19 protein-coding genes are annotated in these 18,557 nt (G+C 71.8%); 9 read left to right on the top strand and 10 right to left on the bottom strand.

The genetic code is table 11. The annotated features are described in order from the left end of the window. On the bottom strand, nt 1–555 hold a 555-nt coding region (locus AB0K25_RS10620), incomplete at its 3' end, for a hypothetical protein (protein WP_363819689.1). A 15-nt stretch (nt 556–570) separates the two neighbouring features. Between AB0K25_RS10620 and AB0K25_RS10615 the strand changes: the two genes are divergently transcribed. From AB0K25_RS10615 to AB0K25_RS10605, 3 genes are read left to right on the top strand one after another with little or no spacing between them, the layout of a single operon-like run. Further along, entirely contained in the window at nt 571–789 is a 219-nt protein-coding gene (locus AB0K25_RS10615; protein WP_219464929.1) for a hypothetical protein, read from the top strand. Next, nucleotides 786–1,412, top strand: a complete 627-nt coding sequence (locus AB0K25_RS10610; RefSeq protein WP_219464927.1) for a tetratricopeptide repeat protein — start codon at nt 786–788, stop codon at nt 1,410–1,412. The genes AB0K25_RS10615 and AB0K25_RS10610 overlap by 4 nt, the downstream gene beginning before the upstream one ends. Before the next feature lie 8 nt (nt 1,413–1,420). Then, complete coding sequence (locus tag AB0K25_RS10605; RefSeq protein ID WP_208567859.1) at nt 1,421–2,686, top strand: glycosyltransferase; 1,266 nt, start codon at nt 1,421–1,423, stop codon at nt 2,684–2,686. A 46-nt stretch (nt 2,687–2,732) separates the two neighbouring features. Here the strand turns inward: AB0K25_RS10605 and AB0K25_RS10600 are convergent, their stop codons facing one another. Together AB0K25_RS10600 and AB0K25_RS10595 are read right to left on the bottom strand one after the other, a co-directional pair. Continuing rightward, the gene (locus tag AB0K25_RS10600; RefSeq protein WP_208567860.1) at nt 2,733–2,900 is read right to left on the bottom strand and encodes a hypothetical protein; all 168 of its coding nucleotides are present in this window, start codon (nt 2,898–2,900) and stop codon (nt 2,733–2,735) included. Between the two features lie 122 nt (nt 2,901–3,022). Then, on the bottom strand, nt 3,023–3,370 hold the full coding sequence (locus tag AB0K25_RS10595; protein WP_208567861.1) for a co-chaperone GroES: 348 nt from the start codon (nt 3,368–3,370) through the stop codon (nt 3,023–3,025). A 228-nt stretch (nt 3,371–3,598) separates the two neighbouring features. On the opposite strand from AB0K25_RS10595, the gene AB0K25_RS10590 reads away from it, so the two are divergent. Further along, nucleotides 3,599–4,903: an AI-2E family transporter gene (locus AB0K25_RS10590; RefSeq protein ID WP_363819684.1), complete on the top strand. Its 1,305-nt coding sequence runs from the start codon at nt 3,599–3,601 to the stop codon at nt 4,901–4,903. Nucleotides 4,904–4,967: 64 nt separating this feature from the next. Here the strand turns inward: AB0K25_RS10590 and AB0K25_RS10585 are convergent, their stop codons facing one another. Then, nucleotides 4,968–7,160, bottom strand: a complete 2,193-nt coding sequence (locus AB0K25_RS10585; protein WP_219464923.1) for an ATP-dependent DNA helicase — start codon at nt 7,158–7,160, stop codon at nt 4,968–4,970. Between the two features lie 141 nt (nt 7,161–7,301). On the opposite strand from AB0K25_RS10585, the gene AB0K25_RS10580 reads away from it, so the two are divergent. Beyond that, nucleotides 7,302–7,808, top strand: a complete 507-nt coding sequence (locus tag AB0K25_RS10580; protein WP_219464922.1) for a DUF402 domain-containing protein — start codon at nt 7,302–7,304, stop codon at nt 7,806–7,808. A 48-nt stretch (nt 7,809–7,856) separates the two neighbouring features. Here AB0K25_RS10580 and sigJ read toward each other — a convergent pair whose 3' ends face one another. Then, nucleotides 7,857–8,813 carry an RNA polymerase sigma factor SigJ gene (sigJ, locus tag AB0K25_RS10575; RefSeq protein ID WP_363819680.1) on the bottom strand — a complete coding sequence of 319 codons (957 nt, stop codon included), beginning with the start codon at nt 8,811–8,813 and terminating at the stop codon, nt 7,857–7,859. Between the two features lie 130 nt (nt 8,814–8,943). Here sigJ and AB0K25_RS10570 point away from each other — a divergent pair, with 130 nt between their 5' ends. The 3 genes from AB0K25_RS10570 to AB0K25_RS10560 all read left to right on the top strand — a co-directional run bounded on the left by AB0K25_RS10570 (nt 8,944) and on the right by AB0K25_RS10560 (nt 11,700). Next, the gene (locus tag AB0K25_RS10570) at nt 8,944–9,945 is read left to right on the top strand and encodes a PPK2 family polyphosphate kinase (RefSeq protein ID WP_219464920.1); all 1,002 of its coding nucleotides are present in this window, start codon (nt 8,944–8,946) and stop codon (nt 9,943–9,945) included. A gap of 119 nt (nt 9,946–10,064) precedes the next feature. Then, nucleotides 10,065–10,691: a DUF47 family protein gene (locus AB0K25_RS10565; protein ID WP_067311399.1), complete on the top strand. Its 627-nt coding sequence runs from the start codon at nt 10,065–10,067 to the stop codon at nt 10,689–10,691. Between the two features lie 4 nt (nt 10,692–10,695). Then, nucleotides 10,696–11,700, top strand: coding sequence for an inorganic phosphate transporter (locus tag AB0K25_RS10560; protein WP_208567867.1), 1,005 nt, complete (start codon nt 10,696–10,698; stop codon nt 11,698–11,700). 54 nt (nt 11,701–11,754) lie between these two features. Here AB0K25_RS10560 and AB0K25_RS10555 read toward each other — a convergent pair whose 3' ends face one another. Further along, nucleotides 11,755–12,723, bottom strand: coding sequence for a Gfo/Idh/MocA family oxidoreductase (locus AB0K25_RS10555; protein ID WP_219464919.1), 969 nt, complete (start codon nt 12,721–12,723; stop codon nt 11,755–11,757). 134 nt (nt 12,724–12,857) lie between these two features. Here AB0K25_RS10555 and AB0K25_RS10550 point away from each other — a divergent pair, with 134 nt between their 5' ends. Continuing rightward, the gene (locus AB0K25_RS10550) at nt 12,858–13,778 is read left to right on the top strand and encodes an NUDIX hydrolase (RefSeq protein WP_363819676.1); all 921 of its coding nucleotides are present in this window, start codon (nt 12,858–12,860) and stop codon (nt 13,776–13,778) included. Nucleotides 13,779–14,198: 420 nt separating this feature from the next. On the opposite strand, the gene pstB is transcribed toward AB0K25_RS10550, so the two are convergent. From pstB to pstS, 4 genes are read right to left on the bottom strand one after another with little or no spacing between them, the layout of a single operon-like run. After that, nucleotides 14,199–14,975, bottom strand: coding sequence for a phosphate ABC transporter ATP-binding protein PstB (gene pstB, locus AB0K25_RS10545; protein ID WP_208567870.1), 777 nt, complete (start codon nt 14,973–14,975; stop codon nt 14,199–14,201). Between the two features lie 17 nt (nt 14,976–14,992). Further along, on the bottom strand, nt 14,993–16,081 hold the full coding sequence (gene pstA, locus AB0K25_RS10540) for a phosphate ABC transporter permease PstA (protein WP_208567871.1): 1,089 nt from the start codon (nt 16,079–16,081) through the stop codon (nt 14,993–14,995). Continuing rightward, nucleotides 16,078–17,172 (bottom strand): phosphate ABC transporter permease subunit PstC, encoded by a 1,095-nt coding sequence (pstC, locus tag AB0K25_RS10535; protein ID WP_219464917.1) that lies wholly within the window; start codon nt 17,170–17,172, stop codon nt 16,078–16,080. The genes pstA and pstC overlap by 4 nt, the downstream gene beginning before the upstream one ends. 45 nt (nt 17,173–17,217) lie before the next feature. Next, on the bottom strand, nt 17,218–18,321 hold the full coding sequence (gene pstS, locus AB0K25_RS10530; RefSeq protein WP_219464916.1) for a phosphate ABC transporter substrate-binding protein PstS: 1,104 nt from the start codon (nt 18,319–18,321) through the stop codon (nt 17,218–17,220). Nucleotides 18,322–18,557 lie beyond the last annotated feature (236 nt).

The raw sequence follows: 18,557 nt of genomic DNA, 5'->3' as shown, positions 1-18,557 counted from the left end.
GCTGGTGCGCAGGGCGCACAGGGTTTCCAGGGTGCTCAGGGCGACGCAGGTGCTCAGGGTGCGACCGGTGCTCAGGGTGCGACCGGTGCTCAGGGGCCGCAGGGTGATGCAGGGGCGCAGGGTGCTCAGGGGCCGCAGGGCGATGCGGGCGTGCAGGGGCCGCAGGGTGTCGCGGGTGTGCAGGGTCCGCAGGGTGTCGCGGGCGAGACGGGTGCCCAGGGGCCGCAGGGTGTCGCGGGTGCGGCAGGCGCGCAGGGTGCGCAGGGTTTCCAGGGCGACGCCGGCGCGCAGGGTGCTCAGGGACCGCAGGGCGATATCGGTCCACAGGGTATCCAGGGCCCCCAGGGCGTTCAGGGTGCCCAGGGCGACGTGGGCCCGCAGGGTGCTCAGGGACCGCAGGGCGACGCGGGCGTCCAGGGCGCGCAGGGCGCGCAGGGAACGGCGGGTAACGGAATTCAGGCGGCCTACATCCAGGGCCCGCTGACCGTGATCGCGGACACGCCCGTTGACTTCGGGTGTGTGCCCGGAGACATCGCTGTCGGCACCGGATACCAACTGTCGGGTGCGGGCGTGAATCCGGTGCTGATCCAGCCGCTCTCGATCAGTGGCTACCAGTTCACCTTCACCGGCGGGGGTGCCGACATCTGGGTGTCCTGCATCTCGCCCAGCACCCCGCTGGCGTTTGCCCCTACCGCCGACAGGTCGGATCGGGCAACGGCGGACAGCAGCCGTACCAGCCGGCCGAACCGCAAGTCGGACCGCCCCGGTTCCGTCAAGGAGGAGAAATGAGCACACGTCAGATCCTGGGTTCACTCGCCTGTGGTGCGGTCCTGCTCGCCGGAGTCCCGGCATGCAGTGCGAAACCCGACGACAAGCCGCAGGTCAGCAGTTCCGGCAGCAGCGACAGTGCGAACGGCGGTTCCCCCACCGGAACCACTGCGGCTGATCTGTTGAAACTCGGTGTCGAGCAGGGCCAGGCCGGTGACTACGACGCGGCGAAGACCAGCTTCGAGAAGGTGCTGGCCGCCGAGGCCGACAACAAGTTCGCCTGGTTCAACCTGGGCTTCATCGCCCAGTCGCGCAACCAGGCCGACGAGGCGATCAGCAACTACGACAAGGCGTTGTCGGCCGACGGCGAATACAAGCCGGCCCTCTACAACAAGGCCATCGTCCTGGAGGGCAGTGCGCCGACGACGTCGATGGAGATCTACCGCAAGGTCGTGTCCATCGACGACAAGGCGTCGACCGCCTATCTCCGACTGGGCGTGCTGCTGTCCAAGTCCGGTGACGACGCGGCGGCGCGGGATGCCTTCAAGGCGGCCATCCGGCTGGACAAGCGGCTCACCTCTGCCGTTCCGGCCAAGTACCGGCCGGCCCCGACGGCTCGGGCCTCCACGCCGGCGGGCAGGTGACTGACCCGATGCACACACCGCGCGTCACGGTCTTCACCGGGAGCAACCGTACCCGGTTCATCGACGAGTGCTTCCGTTCGCTGGTGGCGCAGACCTTCACCGACTGGGAGTGGGTTGTCGTTCTCAACCAGGGGTCCCGGTGGCGGCCCGAGACTCACGACGATCGCATCCGGCTCATCGTCCAGGACGACCTCAATGGTGTGGGTGCCGTGAAGGGGTTCGCCTGCGCCGAGGCCGTCGGGGACATCCTGGTCGAACTCGACGACGACGATCTGCTCAGCAGCGACTGCCTGCAGGAGATCGTCGAGGCCTTCGACTCCCACCCGGAGGTGGGGTTCGTCTACAGCGACACCGCCCAGATCCAGGAGGACGGTGGTCGCTGTGAGGACCGCTTCGCGAGTTCGTTCGGCTGGCGGCACTACGACGAGAAGGTGGATGGCCGCGAGGTGCTGGTCTGCCGAGCGTTGCCGCCGACGCCGCACAACGTGAGCTACATCTGGTACGCGCCGAACCACGTGCGGGCCTTCCGTCGGGACATCTACGAGAAGGTCGGCGGATACGACGAGTCGCTCGACGTCGCGGACGACGCCGACCTGATGGCTCGGATCTACCAGGTGAGCGAGTTCCACCACATCCAGAAGTGTCTCTACCTGCAGCGCATGCACGCCAAGAACACGCAGCGCATGCCGGAGTTCAATGCCCGTATCCAGCAGCGTACGGTCGAGATCTACGACCGGAACGTCCAACACAACGCGTTGGCCTGGTCGCGGCGACAAGGACTTCTGGCACTCGACCTGGGTGCGGCCCACAACAAGCCGGAGGGCTATCTCGGCCTGGACTGTCGCGACGGGCCGGGCGTCGACCTGGTTGGCGACGTGACGAAGGGGGTCGACCTGCCGGACGGGAGCGTCGGGGTCATTCGGGCCGTGGACTTCCTGGAGCACATCCCGGACAAGATCGCGCTCTTCAACGAGCTGTACCGGTTGCTCGCCCCGAACGGGATGCTGTTGTCGCTGACCCCCAGCACCGACGGCCGGGGTGCCTACCAGGACCCGACACACGTGGCGTTCTACAACGAGAACTCGTTCTGGTATTTCACGGACGCCAACTACTCCCGTTTCGTGCCGGAGATCCGGTGCCGATTCCAGGCGTCGCGGTTGGTCACGTACTTCCCCAGCGAATGGCACCAGGCGCACAACATCCCGTACGTCTCGGCGAACCTCATCGCGATCAAGGACGACGCCCTGCGCAACGGCGGCCTGCTGAACATCTGACCCCGCGTCCCGCGCCGGCGATCGGGTCGTGCCCGGCCGGGACCGGTCAGGTCATCAGGGTGGTGAGGAAGTCGCCGAGGCCCTGGGCCATCGCCATCAGGGCCGCCCCGATCCCCTTGAACAACTGCGCCGCCCCGTCCGGGCGGAACGCCATGAAGTAGATCAGGAAGGCGACGCTGCCCCAGAGCAGCACCTTCTTCACGAGAACCGGCATCGTCCCTCCCCAGGGCACCTGGATGTGCCTGGCTTCCCGCCAGGAAGCCGGACAAACCGGGAAGCAGGCCGGGTCGGGGGGCCGCGACGAACCGGGGAGGCCGGTCGAGCCGGTGGGCCGTCCTACAGGTAGAGGCCGGTGCTGCCGGTGGACTCGCTCTCCACCCGCTCGGCGGCGACCGCGTGCACGTCCCGCTCACGCAGCAGGACGTACCCCCGGCCGTGTAGTTCGACCTCGGAGCGGTCGTCGGGGTCGAAGAGCACCCGGTCGCCGGCCACCACGGCCCGCACGTGCGGGCCGACCCCCACGGCGGTGGCCCAGGACAGTCTCTTTCCGACGGCGGCGGTGGCCGGGATGACGATGCCTGCGGTGGAACGGCGTTCGCCCTCGCTGCCGTCCACCTTCACCAGCACCCGGTCGTGCAGCAGGCGGATCGGCAGGCCGGTGTCGAGGTTCGGGTCGACGGTCACGCCAAGACGCTACCGTGTGCTGCGGCGGCGTCCACCTGGTGGTGGAGCCGACGGGGTGCGGGCGGTGGGGTCGAGGCGGGCGCGGGTGGCTGGAGATGGTGCGGTTCGGGCAGGTTGAGCCGGTGCCGCGCGGGGCATTGGGTGGCGGAACTGCCCTACGGTGGCGGGCATCCGGGCGTACCCTGTCCGGGCCGTCGCCGTCGGCGATCCGGCGTCGTTCTTCAGGAGGTGCGCTTGAGCCGCTTCGAGCGGGTACGCGGCCGGCTCCGCCGCGCGTACGAGTCCGGACGGGAGTCGGTCCGCGCGGGGCGTGCCGACCCGGTCGACGTACCCGAGGGCGCCGCACTGGCCACCCCCGCGTCGCCCGGCCCGCCGGCCGCCCCGTCGGCGACGGTGGTCGGGGTCGAGCCTCCGGCGGCCATGCACAACTCCACCTCCAGCCGCGACGACGCGGACGTGCCGCACGCGCTGCGGATCGCCGCCGCCTGGTCGTGGCGGTTGATCGTGATCGGCGTGGTCACCTGGGCGCTGCTGAGGATCGTCGGGACGATCAGCATCGTGGTCATCCCGCTGGCGGTGGCGCTGCTGCTCTCCGCGCTGCTCGCCCCGGCGGTGGGCTGGCTGCTGCGGGCCCGGTTCCCCCGCTCGCTGGCCACCGCCGTGGTGATGGTCGGCGGGCTGGTCGCGGTCTTCGGCACGCTGACCCTGGTGGTCAACGAGTTCATCCAGGGTGTGCCGGAGCTGAGCGAGAAGTCGTCGCAGGGGGTGCGGCAGATCCAGGACTGGCTCAAGACCGGCCCGCTGCACCTGTCCGACAGCCAGCTCAACCGCTACATCGAAGAGGCGCAGACCTGGATCAACGGCAACACCGAGAAGTTCACCAGCGGGGCGCTCGCGACCGCCACCACCCTGGCCGAGCTGCTCACCGGTGCCGTCCTGGTGCTCTTCGCCACCTTCTTCTTCCTGCGTGACGGCAGCCGCATCTGGCGGTTCCTGGTCCGCCTGCTGCCGGTCGCCGCCCGGTGGAAGGTCGACGACGCCGGTCGGGCCTCCTGGGCGACGCTCGGCGCGTACGTGCGGGCCACCGTGCTGGTGGCGTTCATCGACGCGGTGGGCATCGGCATCTTCCTGGTGGTCTTCGACGTCCCGTTCGCGTTCCCGCTGGCCGCCCTGGTGTTCCTCGGGGCGTTCATTCCGATCGTCGGCGCGTTCCTCTCCGGGGTGGTGGCGGTGCTGGTGGCGCTGGTCGATAGCGGCCCGGTGACCGCCCTGATCATCCTGGGTGTGGTGATCGGTGTGCAGCAGGTCGAGGGGCACCTGCTCCAGCCGTTGATCATGGGTCGGGCGGTGGCCATCCACCCGCTCGCGGTGATCATCGGGATCGCCGCCGGGGTGGTGCTCGCCGGCATCACCGGCGCGCTGGTCGCGGTGCCGCTGATCGCGGTGCTCAACACCGCCGTCCGCCGGCTCGCCGCCCGCAGCGTGCCGGACACCCCGCCCGACGCCGTGGTGGTCGCCGCCCAGGCCCCCTGACCACAGACCGACGACACCCCGGCAGCCGCCCGTTCCCCTGTGGGAGCGGGCGGCTGTCGCGTGGTCAGAGCTTGGCGAGGCGCTCCAAGGCGCCCTGGGCCACCTCGGGCCGGGTGGTGTACCAGAACGGTGGCAGGGAGCGGCGCAGGAACGGGCCGTAGCCGCGCGCCGTCTCCAGCCGCGAGTCGAGCACCGCCACCACCCCCCGGTCGCCGGTGGCCCGGATCAGCCGACCCACGCCCTGGGCCAACCGGACCGCAGCGATCGGCACGCTGACCGCCGAGAAGCCGGAACCGCCGCCCGCGTCCACCGCCGCCGCCCGCGCCGCCGCCAGCGGCTCGTCGGGGCGCGGGAAGGGCAGCCGGTCGATCACCACGAGCTGGCACGCGTCGCCCGGCACGTCCACCCCCTGCCAGAGCGACATCACCCCGAACAGGCAGCTCGACCGATCCTCGCGGAACCGGCGCACCAGCAGCGGCAACGCCTCCTCGCCCTGGAGCAGCACCGGCAGGTCGGTGCGCGCCCGGACCAGCTCCGCGGCCTGCTGCGCGGCCCGCCGGGAGGAGAACAATCCGAGGGTACGACCACCGAGCGCGCCGACCAGCCGCAGCAACTCCTCGCCGGCCGCCTCGGGCAGCCCGGAGACGCTGGGCCGGGGCAGGTGCGCGGCGACGTACAGGATGCCCTGCCGGGCGTAGTCGAACGGTGAGCCGACGTCGAGGGACGACCAGCCCGGCCCCGACGTGGCCGGTACGACGCCGGTGGCGGCCCGGCTGCCCGGTGTGGTGGCGACCCCACCGGCCTGGAGTGCGGCGGACGCGGTGCCCCCCGGGACGACGCCGGTCGACCGGCCGGCGGCGGCGGTGGCCAACGCGGCGGCGGCCGGGGACGGTGGGGCGGGCGGCGGCGCGTCCAGGCCCAACGCCCGGGCCACCGTGTCGAACCGGCCGCCCAGCGCCAGGGTCGCCGAGGTGGCGACCACGGTGCGCTCGTCGTACAGGTGGGTGGCGAGGGTGCCGGCGACCGACAGCGGCGCGACCACCAGCGCCCGGCGGCTGCCGTTGTCCGGCTTCTCCACCCAGGCCACGTCGTGGTCACCCTCCTCCAGCAGCCGCTGCGCGGTGGTCGACAGCTCGTCGAGCACCGCCTTGGCCTGCTGCTTACGGACCGGGTCCGGGTCGTCGGCCTTGACGTCGCCGATCGCGTCGAGCGCGGCCCGGGTGGCCGCGTCGAGCAACGTGCACGCCTCGCGCAACGGGCCGGGCAGCCCACCGGTGAGCCGACCGGCGGGTGCCTCGGCCAGCCCGACGGCGAGCGCGTCACCGGCCTCGGTGAGCCGGTCGGCGACGTCCGGTCGCAGCAGCGGGCGGGCCCGCCGGGCGGACCGGTCGATCAGCTCCGGCACCAGCTCGGCCTGCGCGGCCGAGGAGACCCGGTCGGCCAGCTCGTGCGCCTCGTCGACGATCAGCAGCTTGTGCGGCGGGACGATGTGCCGGCCGGCCAGCATGTCCACCGCGAGCAGGCTGTGGTTGGTGACCACCACGTCGGCCTCCCGGGCGCGGGCCCGGGACGCCTCGGCGAAGCACTCCTGGCCGAACGGGCAGCGGGACGCCCCCACGCACTCGCGGGCGGGCATCGAGACCAGCCGCCACGCCTGGTCGTCGACCCCCGGGTCCAGCTCGTCCCGGTCGCCGGTGTCGGTCTTCTCGGCCCAGTCGCGCAGCCGTTGGATCTGCTTGCCCATCCGGCCGGCCTCGCCGAGCCACTTCGTCCCGCCGGCGGGACGGGCGGCGGGGGCGTCGAAGAGGGTGTCCTCCGGCTCGTCCTCGGTGGAGTTGTCCAACCGGGCCAGGCAGAGGTAGTGGTGCCGGCCCTTGAGCACGGCGAAGGTGGGACGGCGACCGAGCAGCGGCTCGACCGCGTCGGCGAGCCGGGGCAGGTCGTGCTCGACCAGCTGGGACTGCAACGCCAGGGTGGCGGTGGAGACCACCACCGGCCCGTCCACGGTCAACGCCGGGGCCAGGTAGGCAAGCGACTTTCCGGTGCCGGTGCCCGCCTGCACCAGCAGGTGCTCGCGGGCGGCGACGCTGCGCTCGATCGCCTCGGTCATCTGCTGCTGGCCCGGCCGGGTCGCGCCGCCGGGGACCGCGCCGACCGCCGCCGCGAGCAGTTCGGTGCCGCTCGGTCGGCCACCGCGCCGTCGGCCGGAGCGGGCCGACGGGGTGCTGGGGCCGGCGGCGGTACGGGGCGGAGTCACCGTGCGACGGTACCCGCCGCCGCCGACAGTGGACGCGCCGCTGCCCCCCCGCGTGGCGCGGTCACCGTCCGGATTGTCGCCACCCCGTACCGGTCAATTCCCTACGGCGACGAGTGGGTGGAATCGGCTAGGGTGCGACTCATGCCGAGCGACACGATCCGTGTGATCTACCGCAAGTACGACGGCAGCGCCCACCGTGACTACCCGGCCCGCCGGCTGGCCGAGGACGACCTCGGGGTGTGGCTGGGGGTGACCGAGGGCACCGAGTCGGTCTACCACGGCCGCCCCTCGGTGGAGCGGATCCCCTTCGTCCTGCTGGTGCCGCACCGGGCCTGGTGGACGGGGATGTTCAACCCGCCGCCACGGACCAGCGAGGTCTACTGCGACATCGCCACCCCGGCCCGCTGGGAGGGCGACGACACCGTGCACCTGATCGACCTCGACCTGGACGTGGTGCGCCGCCGGGGCACCGGGCTGGTGGAGCTGCGCGACGAGGACGAGTTCGCCGAGCACCGGGTCCGGTTCGGCTATCCGGACGAGGTGGTGGCGCAGGCCCAGGCGGCGGCGGCCCGGCTGCTCACCGCTCTCGGTGACGGCACCGAGCCGTTCGCCTCGGCGTACCGGAAGTGGCTGGCCCTGGTGGTCTGATCCGGGGCCGGCTGGTCCGCCCGGGGCCGGTCGGTCGACGGGGGCGGGTCACCAGCGCGGTGGCCAGGTGGCGTCGGGGGCCAGCTTGGGCAGCCGGGGGAGCTTGTCCGGGTTGAGCTGGTGGAACAGGCCGGTGACCCGGCCGTCGTGCACGGCGAACCCGGTGACCATCCGCAGCAGCCGGCCGTCGGGCTGGACCGTCTCCAGGTGCAGGCCGAGCACCCCGTCGACCAGCACCGGCGCGGCGCGCAGGCGTTGGCCGTACCGGCCGGCCCGGGCGAAGAGGCCGAGCAGGAAGCGGGCCACCGGGTCGACGCCGACGATCGGTCGCCGGGCCGTCGGGAAGTGCCCGCCGCCGTCGCCGATCAGCACCACGTCCGGGGCGAGGACCCGGACGAGCGCGTCGAGGTCGCCGGATTCGGTCGCGGCGGCGAAGGCGGCGAGCACCCGGCGCTGCTCGGCGGGGTCGGCGGTGTGCCGGGGCACGTCGTCGGCGGTGACCGCCCTACGGGCCCGGGAGGCGTGCTGGCGGGCCGCCTCGGGGGTGCTCGCCAGCACCTCGGCGATCCGGGCGAACGGCACCGCGAACACGTCGTGCAGGACGAAGGCGACCCGCTGCTCGGGGCTGAGCCGTTCCAGGACGACCAGCAGGGCGGTGCCGACCTGGTCGCGCCGGACGGCCCGGTCGGCCGGGTCGGGGGCGAAACCGTCCGGTCCCGGCACGCCACCGCCCAGCGGGGTGACCACCGGCTCCGGCAACCACTGCCCCGGGTACGTCTCGCGGCGGACCCGGGCCGAGCGGAGCACGTCGAGGCAGATCCGGGCGCAGGTGGTGGTGAGCCAGCCGCCCAGGTGCCTGATCTCGGCCCGGTCGGCCGGGTCGGCGAGCGCCCCCGAGTACCGCAGCCAGGTTTCCTGGACGGCGTCCTCCGCCTCGCTGCGGCTGCCGAGCATCCGGTACGCCACCGCGGTGAGCCGCCCGCGTTCGGCCTCGAACTCCGTCACCAGGTCCACCGTCACCACAACCTCCCCGGGGTCGAGCGGATTCTCCCCCACCCACCGGACGGGCCGGCGGCGGCGGATGTGACACCGCGCCCGGGAGGCGGTGGGTGCGGTGGTGGGCGAGGATCGGGGGATGCGCGCAGACGAGCAGACGGAGATCGTCGCACCCGAGGGTGGGACGGTGCGGGAGTTGTTGCGGGTGCCCTCCGGCGACGGACCGGTCGACCTGGGGGCGGTCGACCCCCGGTCCACCCCGGGTCTGCCGGCGGCGGCGGGCGGGGGGAAGGACCGTAAGCCCTGGGCCCGCCGGCAGGTCGAGCTGATCGGTGCCGGGTTGGCCCGGCAGCAGGAGATGCTCTTCGCCACCGCCAAGGCGGCCGGTGAGCCGGACGCGCCCACCTCGGCTCCGACCGGTGGCGGGTCGAAGCTGCGGCCGGGGCGGCCGGGGCGGCTGCTGCTGGTGCTCCAGGCGATGGACTGCGGGGGCAAGGACGGCACCGTGAAGCGGGTGGCCGGCGCGATGAACCCGCTCGGCCTGCACATCCGGTCCTTCGGCCCGCCGACCCGGCAGGAGCTGCGGCACGACTTCCTGTGGCGGATCCGCCGGGCGCTGCCCCCACCCGGGTACGTCGGCGTCTTCAACCGGTCGCACTACGAGGACGTGCTGGTGGCCCGGGTCGACGCCCTGGTGCCGGAGGAGACCTGGCGGGCCCGGTACGACCGGATCAACGCCTTCGAGCGGGAGCTGACCGACGGCGGGGTGACCCTGGTGAAGGTGATGCTGCACATCTCCCCGCAGGAGCAGGCGCGGCGGTTGGCGGATCGGTTGACCGACCCGACGAAGTTCTGGAAGTACCAGCCGAGCGATCTCGACTCCCGGGCCCGCTGGGGCGACTACCAGGCCGCGTACGCGGAGGCGTTGGGGCGGTGCGACACGGATGCCGCGCCGTGGTTCCTGGTGCCGGCGGACCGTAAGTGGTACCGGGACTGGGCGGTGGCGCATCTGCTGCGGGAGACGTTCGAGGGTCTTGATCTGGGGTATCCCGCTGCGGCTTTCGACGTGGAGCGGGAGCGCCAGCGGTTGGCGAGTGGCGGCGGTGGCGGCCGAGGTGAACAGCAGATGAACGAGCGGTGAATCGGGTCTGACCAGGGGTGGGCCGACGGAGGCCCACTCCGGTGGGGTACCTAGCATGCTTCAGCGGGCGCCCCCTGGGGCGGCGGCCACCCTTCCACCGACACGACGAGGTCCGTGCTGTGAAGTTTTCCTTCCGTCCCACCGAGGGCGCTTTCTACGAGCTCTTCACCAGGGCCGCGCAGAATCTGGTGAAGGGCACCGAGCTGCTCAACGAGCTGGCCCTGCCCGGCGTCGACGTGCAGTCGGTCAGCGAGCGGCTGACCGAGGTCGAGCACGACAGCGACCAGATCACCCACGATCTCTACAAGAAGATCAACTCCACCTTCATCACCCCGTTCGACCGGGAGGACATCTACCGGCTGGGCTCGCTGCTCGACGACGTGATGGACCACCTGGAGGCGGTCGGCAACCTGCTCTACCTCTACGGCCTCACCAAGCTCCCGTCGCTGCCGCGCGAGCTGCACGAGCTGGTCAACGTGCTCGACCTCCAGGCGAAGCTGACCGCCGAGGCGATGCCCCGGCTCAAGTCGATGAAGGATCTCGAGGACTACTGGATCGAGTGCAACCGGCTGGAGAACGACGGCGACCAGGCGTACCGGATGCTGCTGGTCCGGCTCTTCTCCGGCGAGTACGACGCGCTGACCGTGCTGAAGATGAAGGAGGTCGCCGACGAGTTGGAGGCCGCCTGCGACGCCTTCGAGCACGTGGCGAACACCGTCGAGACCATCGCGGTCAAGGAGTCCTGATCCTGTGAGTCCCGAACTCATCGCCGTGCTGGCGGTGATCGCGGTGGCCCTGGCGTTCGACTACACCAACGGCTTCCACGACGCCGCCAACGCGATCGCGACAAGCGTCTCCACCCGGGCGCTGACCCCCCGGCTCGCCCTGGGCCTGGCCGCGGTCGGCAACTTCGTCGGCGCGCACTTCGGTGCCGGCGTGGCCAAGACCGTCGGCGACGGCCTGGTCACCCTGCCCACCGGGGTGGGCAGCCTCGGAGTGGTCTTCGCCGGGGTGCTCGGTGCCATCGCCTGGAACCTGATCACCTGGTACTTCGGCCTGCCCTCGTCGTCCTCGCACGCGCTGTTCGGCGGGTTGGTCGGGGCGACCCTGCTCTCCACCGGCGGTGTGGTGCAGTGGGTCACCATCGGCGAGAAGGTCATCCTGCCGATGGTCCTGTCGCCGATCGTCGGCCTCACCCTCGGTTACCTGCTGATGCTGGCCATCCTGTGGGCGTTCCGCAAGGGGCAGCCCGGCAAGCTCAACCGGGGCTTCCGCTGGGCGCAGACCGCCTCGGCGGCGGCCATGTCGGTCGGCCACGGCATGCAGGACGCCGCGAAGACCATGGGCATCGTGGTGCTGGCCCTCTACACGGGCGGTTTCCAGGACGACAAGACGCACATCCCGGGCTGGGTCTTCTGGACCTCGGCGACGATGCTGGCGCTCGGCACGTACGCCGGTGGGTGGCGGATCATCCGGACCCTCGGTCGCAAGATCATCGACCTGGGCCCGCCGGAGGGCTTCGCCGCCGAGACGGTGGCCAGCGCGGTGCTCTACTTCAACGCCCTGGTGCTCAAGGCCCCGATCTCCACCACCCACACGATCACCTCCGCGATCATGGGGGTGGGCGCCACCAAGCGGCTCTCCGCCGTGCGCTGGAACGTGGCCGGCAACATCGTGCTCGCCTGGATCATCACCTTCCCGGCCGCCGCGCTGATCGCCTGCCTCACCTACCTGGTGGTCCGCCCGCTGTTCTGACCGCCGTCTCCGAGGGGCGCCCCGGTCCCGGGGTGCCCCTCGGAGACGCCGTGCTCAGGCGTAGTCGACGCCGATCCGGGCCCGGATGTCGTCCAGCAGGGCCATCACCTCCAGGGTGACCGCGTGCGGCACGAGCGGGCTCTCGGTCAGCCCGGCGGCCAGGCAACGCTGCACCTCGGCGGCCTCGTACTGGTAGCCGCCGCCGGCCGGGTCGTCGGTGAGCGTCTCCGGCTCGGCCCCGGCCCGGTGCAGCACCGCCGACCCGGGGCGGAAGAACGGCTCGGGCAGTTCGATCCGGCCGGTGGTGCCGGTGATCGCGGCGGTCAGCGGGGTCGCCCCCACCATGCCGCAGCCGAGCGTGGCGACCGCACCCGAGTCGTACCCGAAGACGATGCCGGTGTTCTCGTCCACCCCCTCCGGGCTGAGCTTCGCCCAGGCATGCACGTGCTGCGGCGCACCGAGCAGCAGGTGGGCCAGGCTCACCGGATAGACGCCCAGGTCCAGCAGGGCGCCGCCGCCCAGCACCGGATTGCGCATCCGGTGCTCCGGCGGGAACGGCCCGGCCACCCCGAAGTCGGCCCGCACACCGGTCACCTCGCCGATCGCCCCGGCCCGGACCAGCTCGACCAGGCGCAGGATCAGCGGGTTGGTCCGCATCCACATGGCCTCCATCAGGAAGACCCCCCGGGCCCGCGCCAGGTCGACCAGCTCGGTGCTGGTGGCCAGGTCGAGGGTGAACGGTTTCTCCAGCAGCACCGCCCGCCCGGCCTCCAGGCAGACCCGGGCGGCCTCGTGGTGGGCGGCGTGCGGGGTGGCCACGTAGATCGCGTCCAGCTCGTCGTCGGCGGCCAGCTCCGCCCAGGAGCCGTACGCCCGGCCGGCGCCGTACCGGGTGGCGAACCGCTCGGCGCTCTCCGTCGTCCGTGAGCCGACCGCGACCAGCTCGGCCCCGGGCACCAGCCGTAGGTCCTCGGCGAACCGGCCGGCGATGTGGCCGGTGGACAGAATCCCCCAACGTGTCATGGGTTCACGCTAACCCGCCGCCCAGGCCGGCCCGCCGCCACTGTCCGGCCCGGTCGCTGGCCCGCCCGGCGGCGGCGTACCACCGGGGGTCGTCGGCCCTGGGGTGGTCGGTGTGTCGGGGCTAGGCTCGGCCCATGACGATCGACAGTCCCGGTTTTCCCGCCCCGCCGGCCCTGGTCGAGCACGCCCGTCGGTTCCACGCCGAGGGGGCCACCCCGGTGACGCCCCGGGTCGCGGCCACCGTGCTGCTGCTCCGCCCGGCCGGCACCGACTTCGAGGTGTACGTCATCCGCCGGGTCGCCGCGATGGCCTTCGGCGGGGTGTACGCCTTCCCCGGCGGTGGCGTCGACCCGTCGGACTCCGAGGCGCACCTGGACTGGACCGGCCCCGATCCGGCGGCCTGGGCGGGACGGCTGGGCGTCACTCCCGACGCCGCGCAGGCGGTGGTGTGCGCCGCCGCACGGGAGGTCTTCGAGGAAGCCGGCGTGCTGCTGGCCGGACCCGGCGGCGGCCCGGTGACCGGCGACGTCGGCGGTTCGGTGGTGGGCGACGTCAGCGGGGACGACTGGGAGACCGCGCGGCAGGATCTGGAGGCACGTCGACGGGGCTTCGCCGGGCTGCTCGCCGAGCGGCAGCTCACCCTCCGGTCCGACCTGCTGCTGCCCTGGAGCCGGTGGATCACTCCGGAGTTCGAGCCGCGTCGCTTCGACACGTACTTCTTCGTTGCTCTGCTGCCCGAGGGGCAGCGGACCCGGGACGTCTCCGGCGAGGCCGACCACACCATGTGGGTCCGCCCGGCGGACGCCCTGGCCCGCGCACGGGCCGGTGAGCTGACCATGCTCCCGCCCACCCTGGTCACCCTGGCCGAGGTGGCCGCGGCTGCTGCTGCCGACGGCGCTGCCGGTGCCGGTGCCGGCACCGGTGTTGCCGCCGGTGATGGTGCCCGTTGCATTGCTGCGGTGGCGCGTGCCTCGGCGGCCCGGGACGCGGCCACCCCGGTGACCCCCCGCCTCCACGTCGCCGAGGACGGTACCCCGCACTTCACCCTCGCCTGACCCGGCCACGTTCCGCGTCGGGCGGGCGGTCCAGCGGCTGCCGACCTCCACCGCAGCTGGTCGGTGTGGGCCAGTCTGCTCCGGTCGGTGCGGGTCGGTGCCGCTGTGCCCCGCCGCAGCCGGTTCCCGCCGCAGCTGGTGCCGCTGCGCCTCCACCCCGTGTAGGTCCACCTCGGGCCCTTTCGAGCTGATGACGCTGGCGGCTCACCAGCACCGCCGGTGCGGGCACTTCGCCATGGCACCGGGGCGGGACCCTCGTCAGGGGTGGTACCGGTGACGTCGCCGGGCGGGTGAATCGTCGACGTCATCAGCTCGACAGGGCCCGAAGGAGTGTTCCGAGACCCCCGCCCCCACTGCTGCGGCGGTCGCCCCGCAGGGACTCCCACCCCCGCACGCCCCGGCGCAGCGGAGCGGCCGGGGTCAGCCGAAGCGGCCGGTGATGTAGTCCTCGGTCTTCTTCTGGCTGGGGTTGCTGAAGATCTTCTGGGTGTTGTCGTACTCGATGAGCCGGCCGGGGTCGCCGGTCTTCTCGATCGAGAAGAAGGCGGTGCGGTCGGAGACCCGGGCCGCCTGCTGCATGTTGTGGGTGACGATGATGATGGTGAACTTGTCCTTGAGCTGGAACATCAGGTCCTCGATGGCCAGCGTCGAGATCGGGTCCAGCGCCGAGCAGGGCTCGTCCATCAGCACCACCTGCGGCTCGACCGCGATGGTCCGGGCGATGCACAGCCGCTGCTGCTGACCACCGGACAGGCCCGCGCCGGGCTTGCCGAGGCGGTCCTTGACCTCGTCCCACAGGTTCGCCGCGCGCAGCGCCTTCTCGGCGGCCTCGTCCAGGATGGACTTCTTGCGCACCCCGTTGAGCCGCAGCCCGGCCACCACGTTCTCGAAGATGCTCATGGTGGGGAACGGGTTCGGTCGCTGGAACACCATGCCGATCATGCGGCGGACGGCGGTCACGTCGACGTCGCGGTCGTAGACGTCCTGACCGTCGATGGTCAGGCTGCCCTCGACCCGGGCGCCCGGCAGCACCTCGTGCATCCGGTTGATCGACCGCAGGAAGGTCGACTTGCCGCAGCCGGACGGGCCGATCAGGGCGGTGACCGTCTTCGGCTCGACCGTCAGGTTGATGTTCTCGATCGCCTTGAAACCGCCGTAGTAGGCGGTCACGTCGGTGGCGTCGATGCGCTTGGCCATGGTGGTACCTCCGGGGTTCATCGGCCGAGCCGGTTGCGGCGGGCCAGCAGCTTCGCGGCGACGGTGAGCACGAGCACGAGGACGACCAGGGTCAACGCCGCCGTCCAGGCCCTTGCCGGTGAGTACTTCGACGCCTCGCCGGCCTGCTGGTAGACGAACAGGGCCAGCGACGACTGGTTGTTCTCGAACGGGTTGAAGTTGATCGCCGCACCACCACCGGCGACGAGCAGCACCGGGGCGGTCTCCCCGGCGGCCCGCGCGATGGAGAGCATGATGCCGGTGACGATGCCGGGCAGCGCGGTGGGCAGCACCACCCGCAGGATGGTCTTCCACTTGGGTACGCCGAGGGCGTACGCCCCCTCGCGCAGCGGCGCGGGGACCAGCCGCAGCATCTCCTCGGTGGAGCGGACCACCGTCGGCAGCATCAGCACGCTCAACGCGAGCGCGGCGGCGAAGCCGGAGAAACCGGGCTGGCCGTCGTTGAACCACGGGGACACGATCAGCACCCAGAAGGCCAGTACGAACAGGCCGGTGACGATGGACGGGATGCCGGTCATCACGTCGACGAAGAACCGGATGGTAAAGGCGAACCGGCCCCGCCCGTACTCGACGATGTAGATCGCGCAGAGCACGCCGAGCGGGACGGTGATCGCGGTGGCGATGCCGACCTGCTCCAGGGTGCCGACGATGGCGTGGTACGCGCCGCCGTTGGCGTCGCGGGCCCCGATGTTGTTCATCGAGCTGCCGAAGAAGTCGCCGTCGAGCCGGGCGGTGCCCTTGCTGAACAGCGTCCACACCACCGAGGCCAGCGGCAGCACGGCCAGCACCAGGGCGGAGTGGATCAGGGCGCTCCAGAACCGGTTGCGGGCCGACCGGCGGCCCTCCACCGCGTTGGCGGCGGCGAACAGGCCGGCCAGGTAGAGCAGCGCGCCGAGCACCACGACCAGGACGGGGCCGCCGAGGTCGACGCCGTAGACGAGGCCGGCGGAGACCAGCAGGGCCAGCACCGCCAGGGCGGGGGCGGCGTACCCGGGCAGGCGTTTCGCCCGCAGGCTGTCCGGCTGGGCCGGTGGGCGGGAACGGCGGGGGGTGAGCGTGGTGGTCATGCGGCCGACTCCGTGAACTCGCGGCGGCGGTAGATGATCGCCCGCGCGGTGATGTTGACGACCAGCGTGATGGCGAAGAGCACCAGGCCGGACGCGATGAGCGCACCCCGGCCGGTCTCGTTGGCCTCCGCGAACCGGTTGGCGATGTTCGCGGCGATGCTGTTGCCGCCGTTGGCGAGGATGTTGAACGAGATGGCGTACGTCGAGCCAAGGGTGAGCGCGAGCGCGATGGTCTCGCCGAGCGCCCGGCCGAGGCCGAGCATGACGGCGGCGATGATGCCGGGCCGGCCGTACGGCAGGACCGCCGTGCGCAGCATCTCCCAGCGGGTGGCCCCCAGCGCGATGGCGGCCTCCTCGTTGGCGGTCGGGGTCTGGAGGAACACCTCGCGGGAGAGTGAGGTGATGATCGGCAGCACCATGATCGCCAGGACGAGGGACCCGAGCAGGATCGAGTTGCCGTACGGGCCGTCGCCGAAGATCGGGATCCAGCCGAAGTACCGGTTCAGCCAGGCCGACAGGTCGGCGACCGGCCCGACCAGGTAGTCCCGCCCCCACAGGCCGAACACCACGCTCGGCACGGCGGCCAGCAGGTCGATCACGAAGCCCAGGGCGGTGCCGAGCCGCCGCGGCGCGTAGTGCGACAGGTAGAGGGCGATGCCCAGCGCCACCGGCACCGCGACCAGCAGGGCCAGCAGCGCGGTGAGCAGGGTGCCGAAGGCGAGCGCGCCGATGCCGAACGTGGGTGGATCGTCGTTGGGGAACCAGCCCTCGAAGGTCCAGAAGTTCGCACTGTTGGCCCGCAGCGCCGGCACGGCCTTGGCGACCAGGAAGACCGCGATGGCCGCGATGACGACCAGCACGGTGACACCGGCGGCCAGGGTCACGCCACGGAACGCCCGTTCCGCGCCGAACGCGCGGGCCCGGGGCAGCCCGCCGCCCCCGCCCAGGCCGTGGTCGTCGTCGTGGGGGGTACGGGTGCTGACTGGTGCCTCGGCCACACGCGCCGAGGCACCGGCGGACCGCTCGTGACCCTGGGTCACGGCATGCCCACCGGTGCCGGCGTGTGCCGAGCGGTGAGGGGTTTCACCCATCTGCTCGCTCGCTTCGACTTGAGGAGGTGTTGTCGCTCGGGAGGGTCAGCCGAGGTTCTTGACTGCGGTCTCGACCTTGGTGCGGACCGAGTCGGGCAGCGGGGCGTAGCCCAGCTCCACCAGCTCGGCCTGGCCCTCGGTGCTGGCGGCGTGGCCCAGCAGGCCCTTGACCAGCGGCAGCTTGTCGGCGGCGAGGCCCTTGCTGCAGACGATCTCGTAGGTCACCAGGACGATCGGGTACGCCCCGGCCTCCTTGGTGGCGTAGTCGATCGACATCTTGAGGTCGTCGCCCTGGCCCTCGATCTTGGCCCCGGCGATGGTCTTGCCGGCCGACTCGGCGGTCAGCTCGGCGTACTCGCCGGCACCGTTCTGCACCTTGGCCTTCTTGAGGCCGGAGTTCTCGGCGTACGACCACTCGACGTAGCTGATCGTGCCCTCGGTGCTCTTGACCTTGGCGGCGACACCGTCGGACTTGGGGGCGCCGAGCCCGCCCGGGGCCTTCCACGCCTTGTTGTTGCCGAAGGTCCAGTCCGTCGCGGCGGTCTTCGACAGGAACTTGGTGAAGTTGTCGGTGGTGCCCGACTCGTCGGAGCGGTGCACCGTCTGGATCGCGGTGGAGGGGAGCGTGGCGTTCGGGTTGTCGGCCTTGATCGCCGGGTCGTCCCACTTGGTGACCTTGCCGGCGAAGATCTGCGCCAGGGTGGCCGGCTTGAGCTGGAGGTTGTCCAGGCCGCCGACGTTGTAGACGACCGCGACCGGGCCGATCACCATCGGCAGGTTGAGTGCCGCGCCGCCGGTGCACTTGGCGTCGGCCTGCGGCTGCTCCTCCGGCTTGAGGGCGGAGTCGGAGCCGGCGAAGTCGGCGGTGCCGGCGATGAACGCCTGGATGCCCGCGCCGGAGCCACTGGCCTCGTAGTTGATCGTGGTGCCGGCGCACTTCTGCTGGTAGGCCTTGATCCACTCGGCCATGGCGTTCTTCTGCGCGGAGGAGCCCTGCGCGTTCAGGGTGCCCTTGCCACAGTCGGCCGCGCTGGCCGAGCCGGAGGCGGAGGCGCTGGCCGGCTCGTTGTTGTCCGAGCCGCAGGCGCTGAGGCCGAGGACCGCGGTAAGAGCGAGGCAGGCAATGGCGCCGTGCCGCTGGAGCTTCACCTGAGGGGTTTCCCTTCACGTCTTTGGTCAGGTCGCCCGGATTGGGGCCCGAGTGCCGGCGCGCTGACCGGCTGACACGAAAGCTAGAAGTGCCAGGTAGACGGTTCGCCGGTCGGAAGTGAACGGGGCATGAACAGCCCCGGCCGGGAAGGTGACCGCTGCCTGAGGGAGGGTTGTCCGTTAGGTGAACTGCCGTCCCGGTATCCGCATTGATGCGATATATCCGGGCAGCCGTT

It is taken from the genome of Micromonospora sp. NPDC049257 (genome assembly GCF_040678915.1).
Classification (GTDB): Bacteria; Actinomycetota; Actinomycetes; order Mycobacteriales; family Micromonosporaceae; genus Micromonospora; species Micromonospora antibiotica.
The sequence above is the reverse complement of the archived record's forward strand: the minus strand, read 5'-3'. Positions and strand labels throughout refer to the sequence as shown.

Excerpts from the sequence above, each read along its gene's own strand:
- AB0K25_RS10610 (WP_219464927.1), top strand. The coding sequence starts at position 786 with ATGAGCACACGTCAGATCCTGGGTTCACTCGCCTGTGGTGCGGTCCTG.
- AB0K25_RS10605 (WP_208567859.1), top strand. The coding sequence starts at position 1,421 with ATGCACACACCGCGCGTCACGGTCTTCACCGGGAGCAACCGTACCCGG.
- AB0K25_RS10600 (WP_208567860.1), bottom strand. The coding sequence starts at position 2,900 with ATGCCGGTTCTCGTGAAGAAGGTGCTGCTCTGGGGCAGCGTCGCCTTC.
- AB0K25_RS10580 (WP_219464922.1), top strand. The coding sequence starts at position 7,302 with ATGCCGAGCGACACGATCCGTGTGATCTACCGCAAGTACGACGGCAGC.
- AB0K25_RS10570 (WP_219464920.1), top strand. The coding sequence starts at position 8,944 with ATGCGCGCAGACGAGCAGACGGAGATCGTCGCACCCGAGGGTGGGACG.
- AB0K25_RS10555 (WP_219464919.1), bottom strand. The coding sequence starts at position 12,723 with ATGACACGTTGGGGGATTCTGTCCACCGGCCACATCGCCGGCCGGTTC.
- AB0K25_RS10550 (WP_363819676.1), top strand. The coding sequence starts at position 12,858 with ATGACGATCGACAGTCCCGGTTTTCCCGCCCCGCCGGCCCTGGTCGAG.
- pstB (WP_208567870.1), bottom strand. The coding sequence starts at position 14,975 with ATGGCCAAGCGCATCGACGCCACCGACGTGACCGCCTACTACGGCGGT.
- pstA (WP_208567871.1), bottom strand. The coding sequence starts at position 16,081 with ATGACCACCACGCTCACCCCCCGCCGTTCCCGCCCACCGGCCCAGCCG.
- pstC (WP_219464917.1), bottom strand. The coding sequence starts at position 17,172 with ATGGGTGAAACCCCTCACCGCTCGGCACACGCCGGCACCGGTGGGCAT.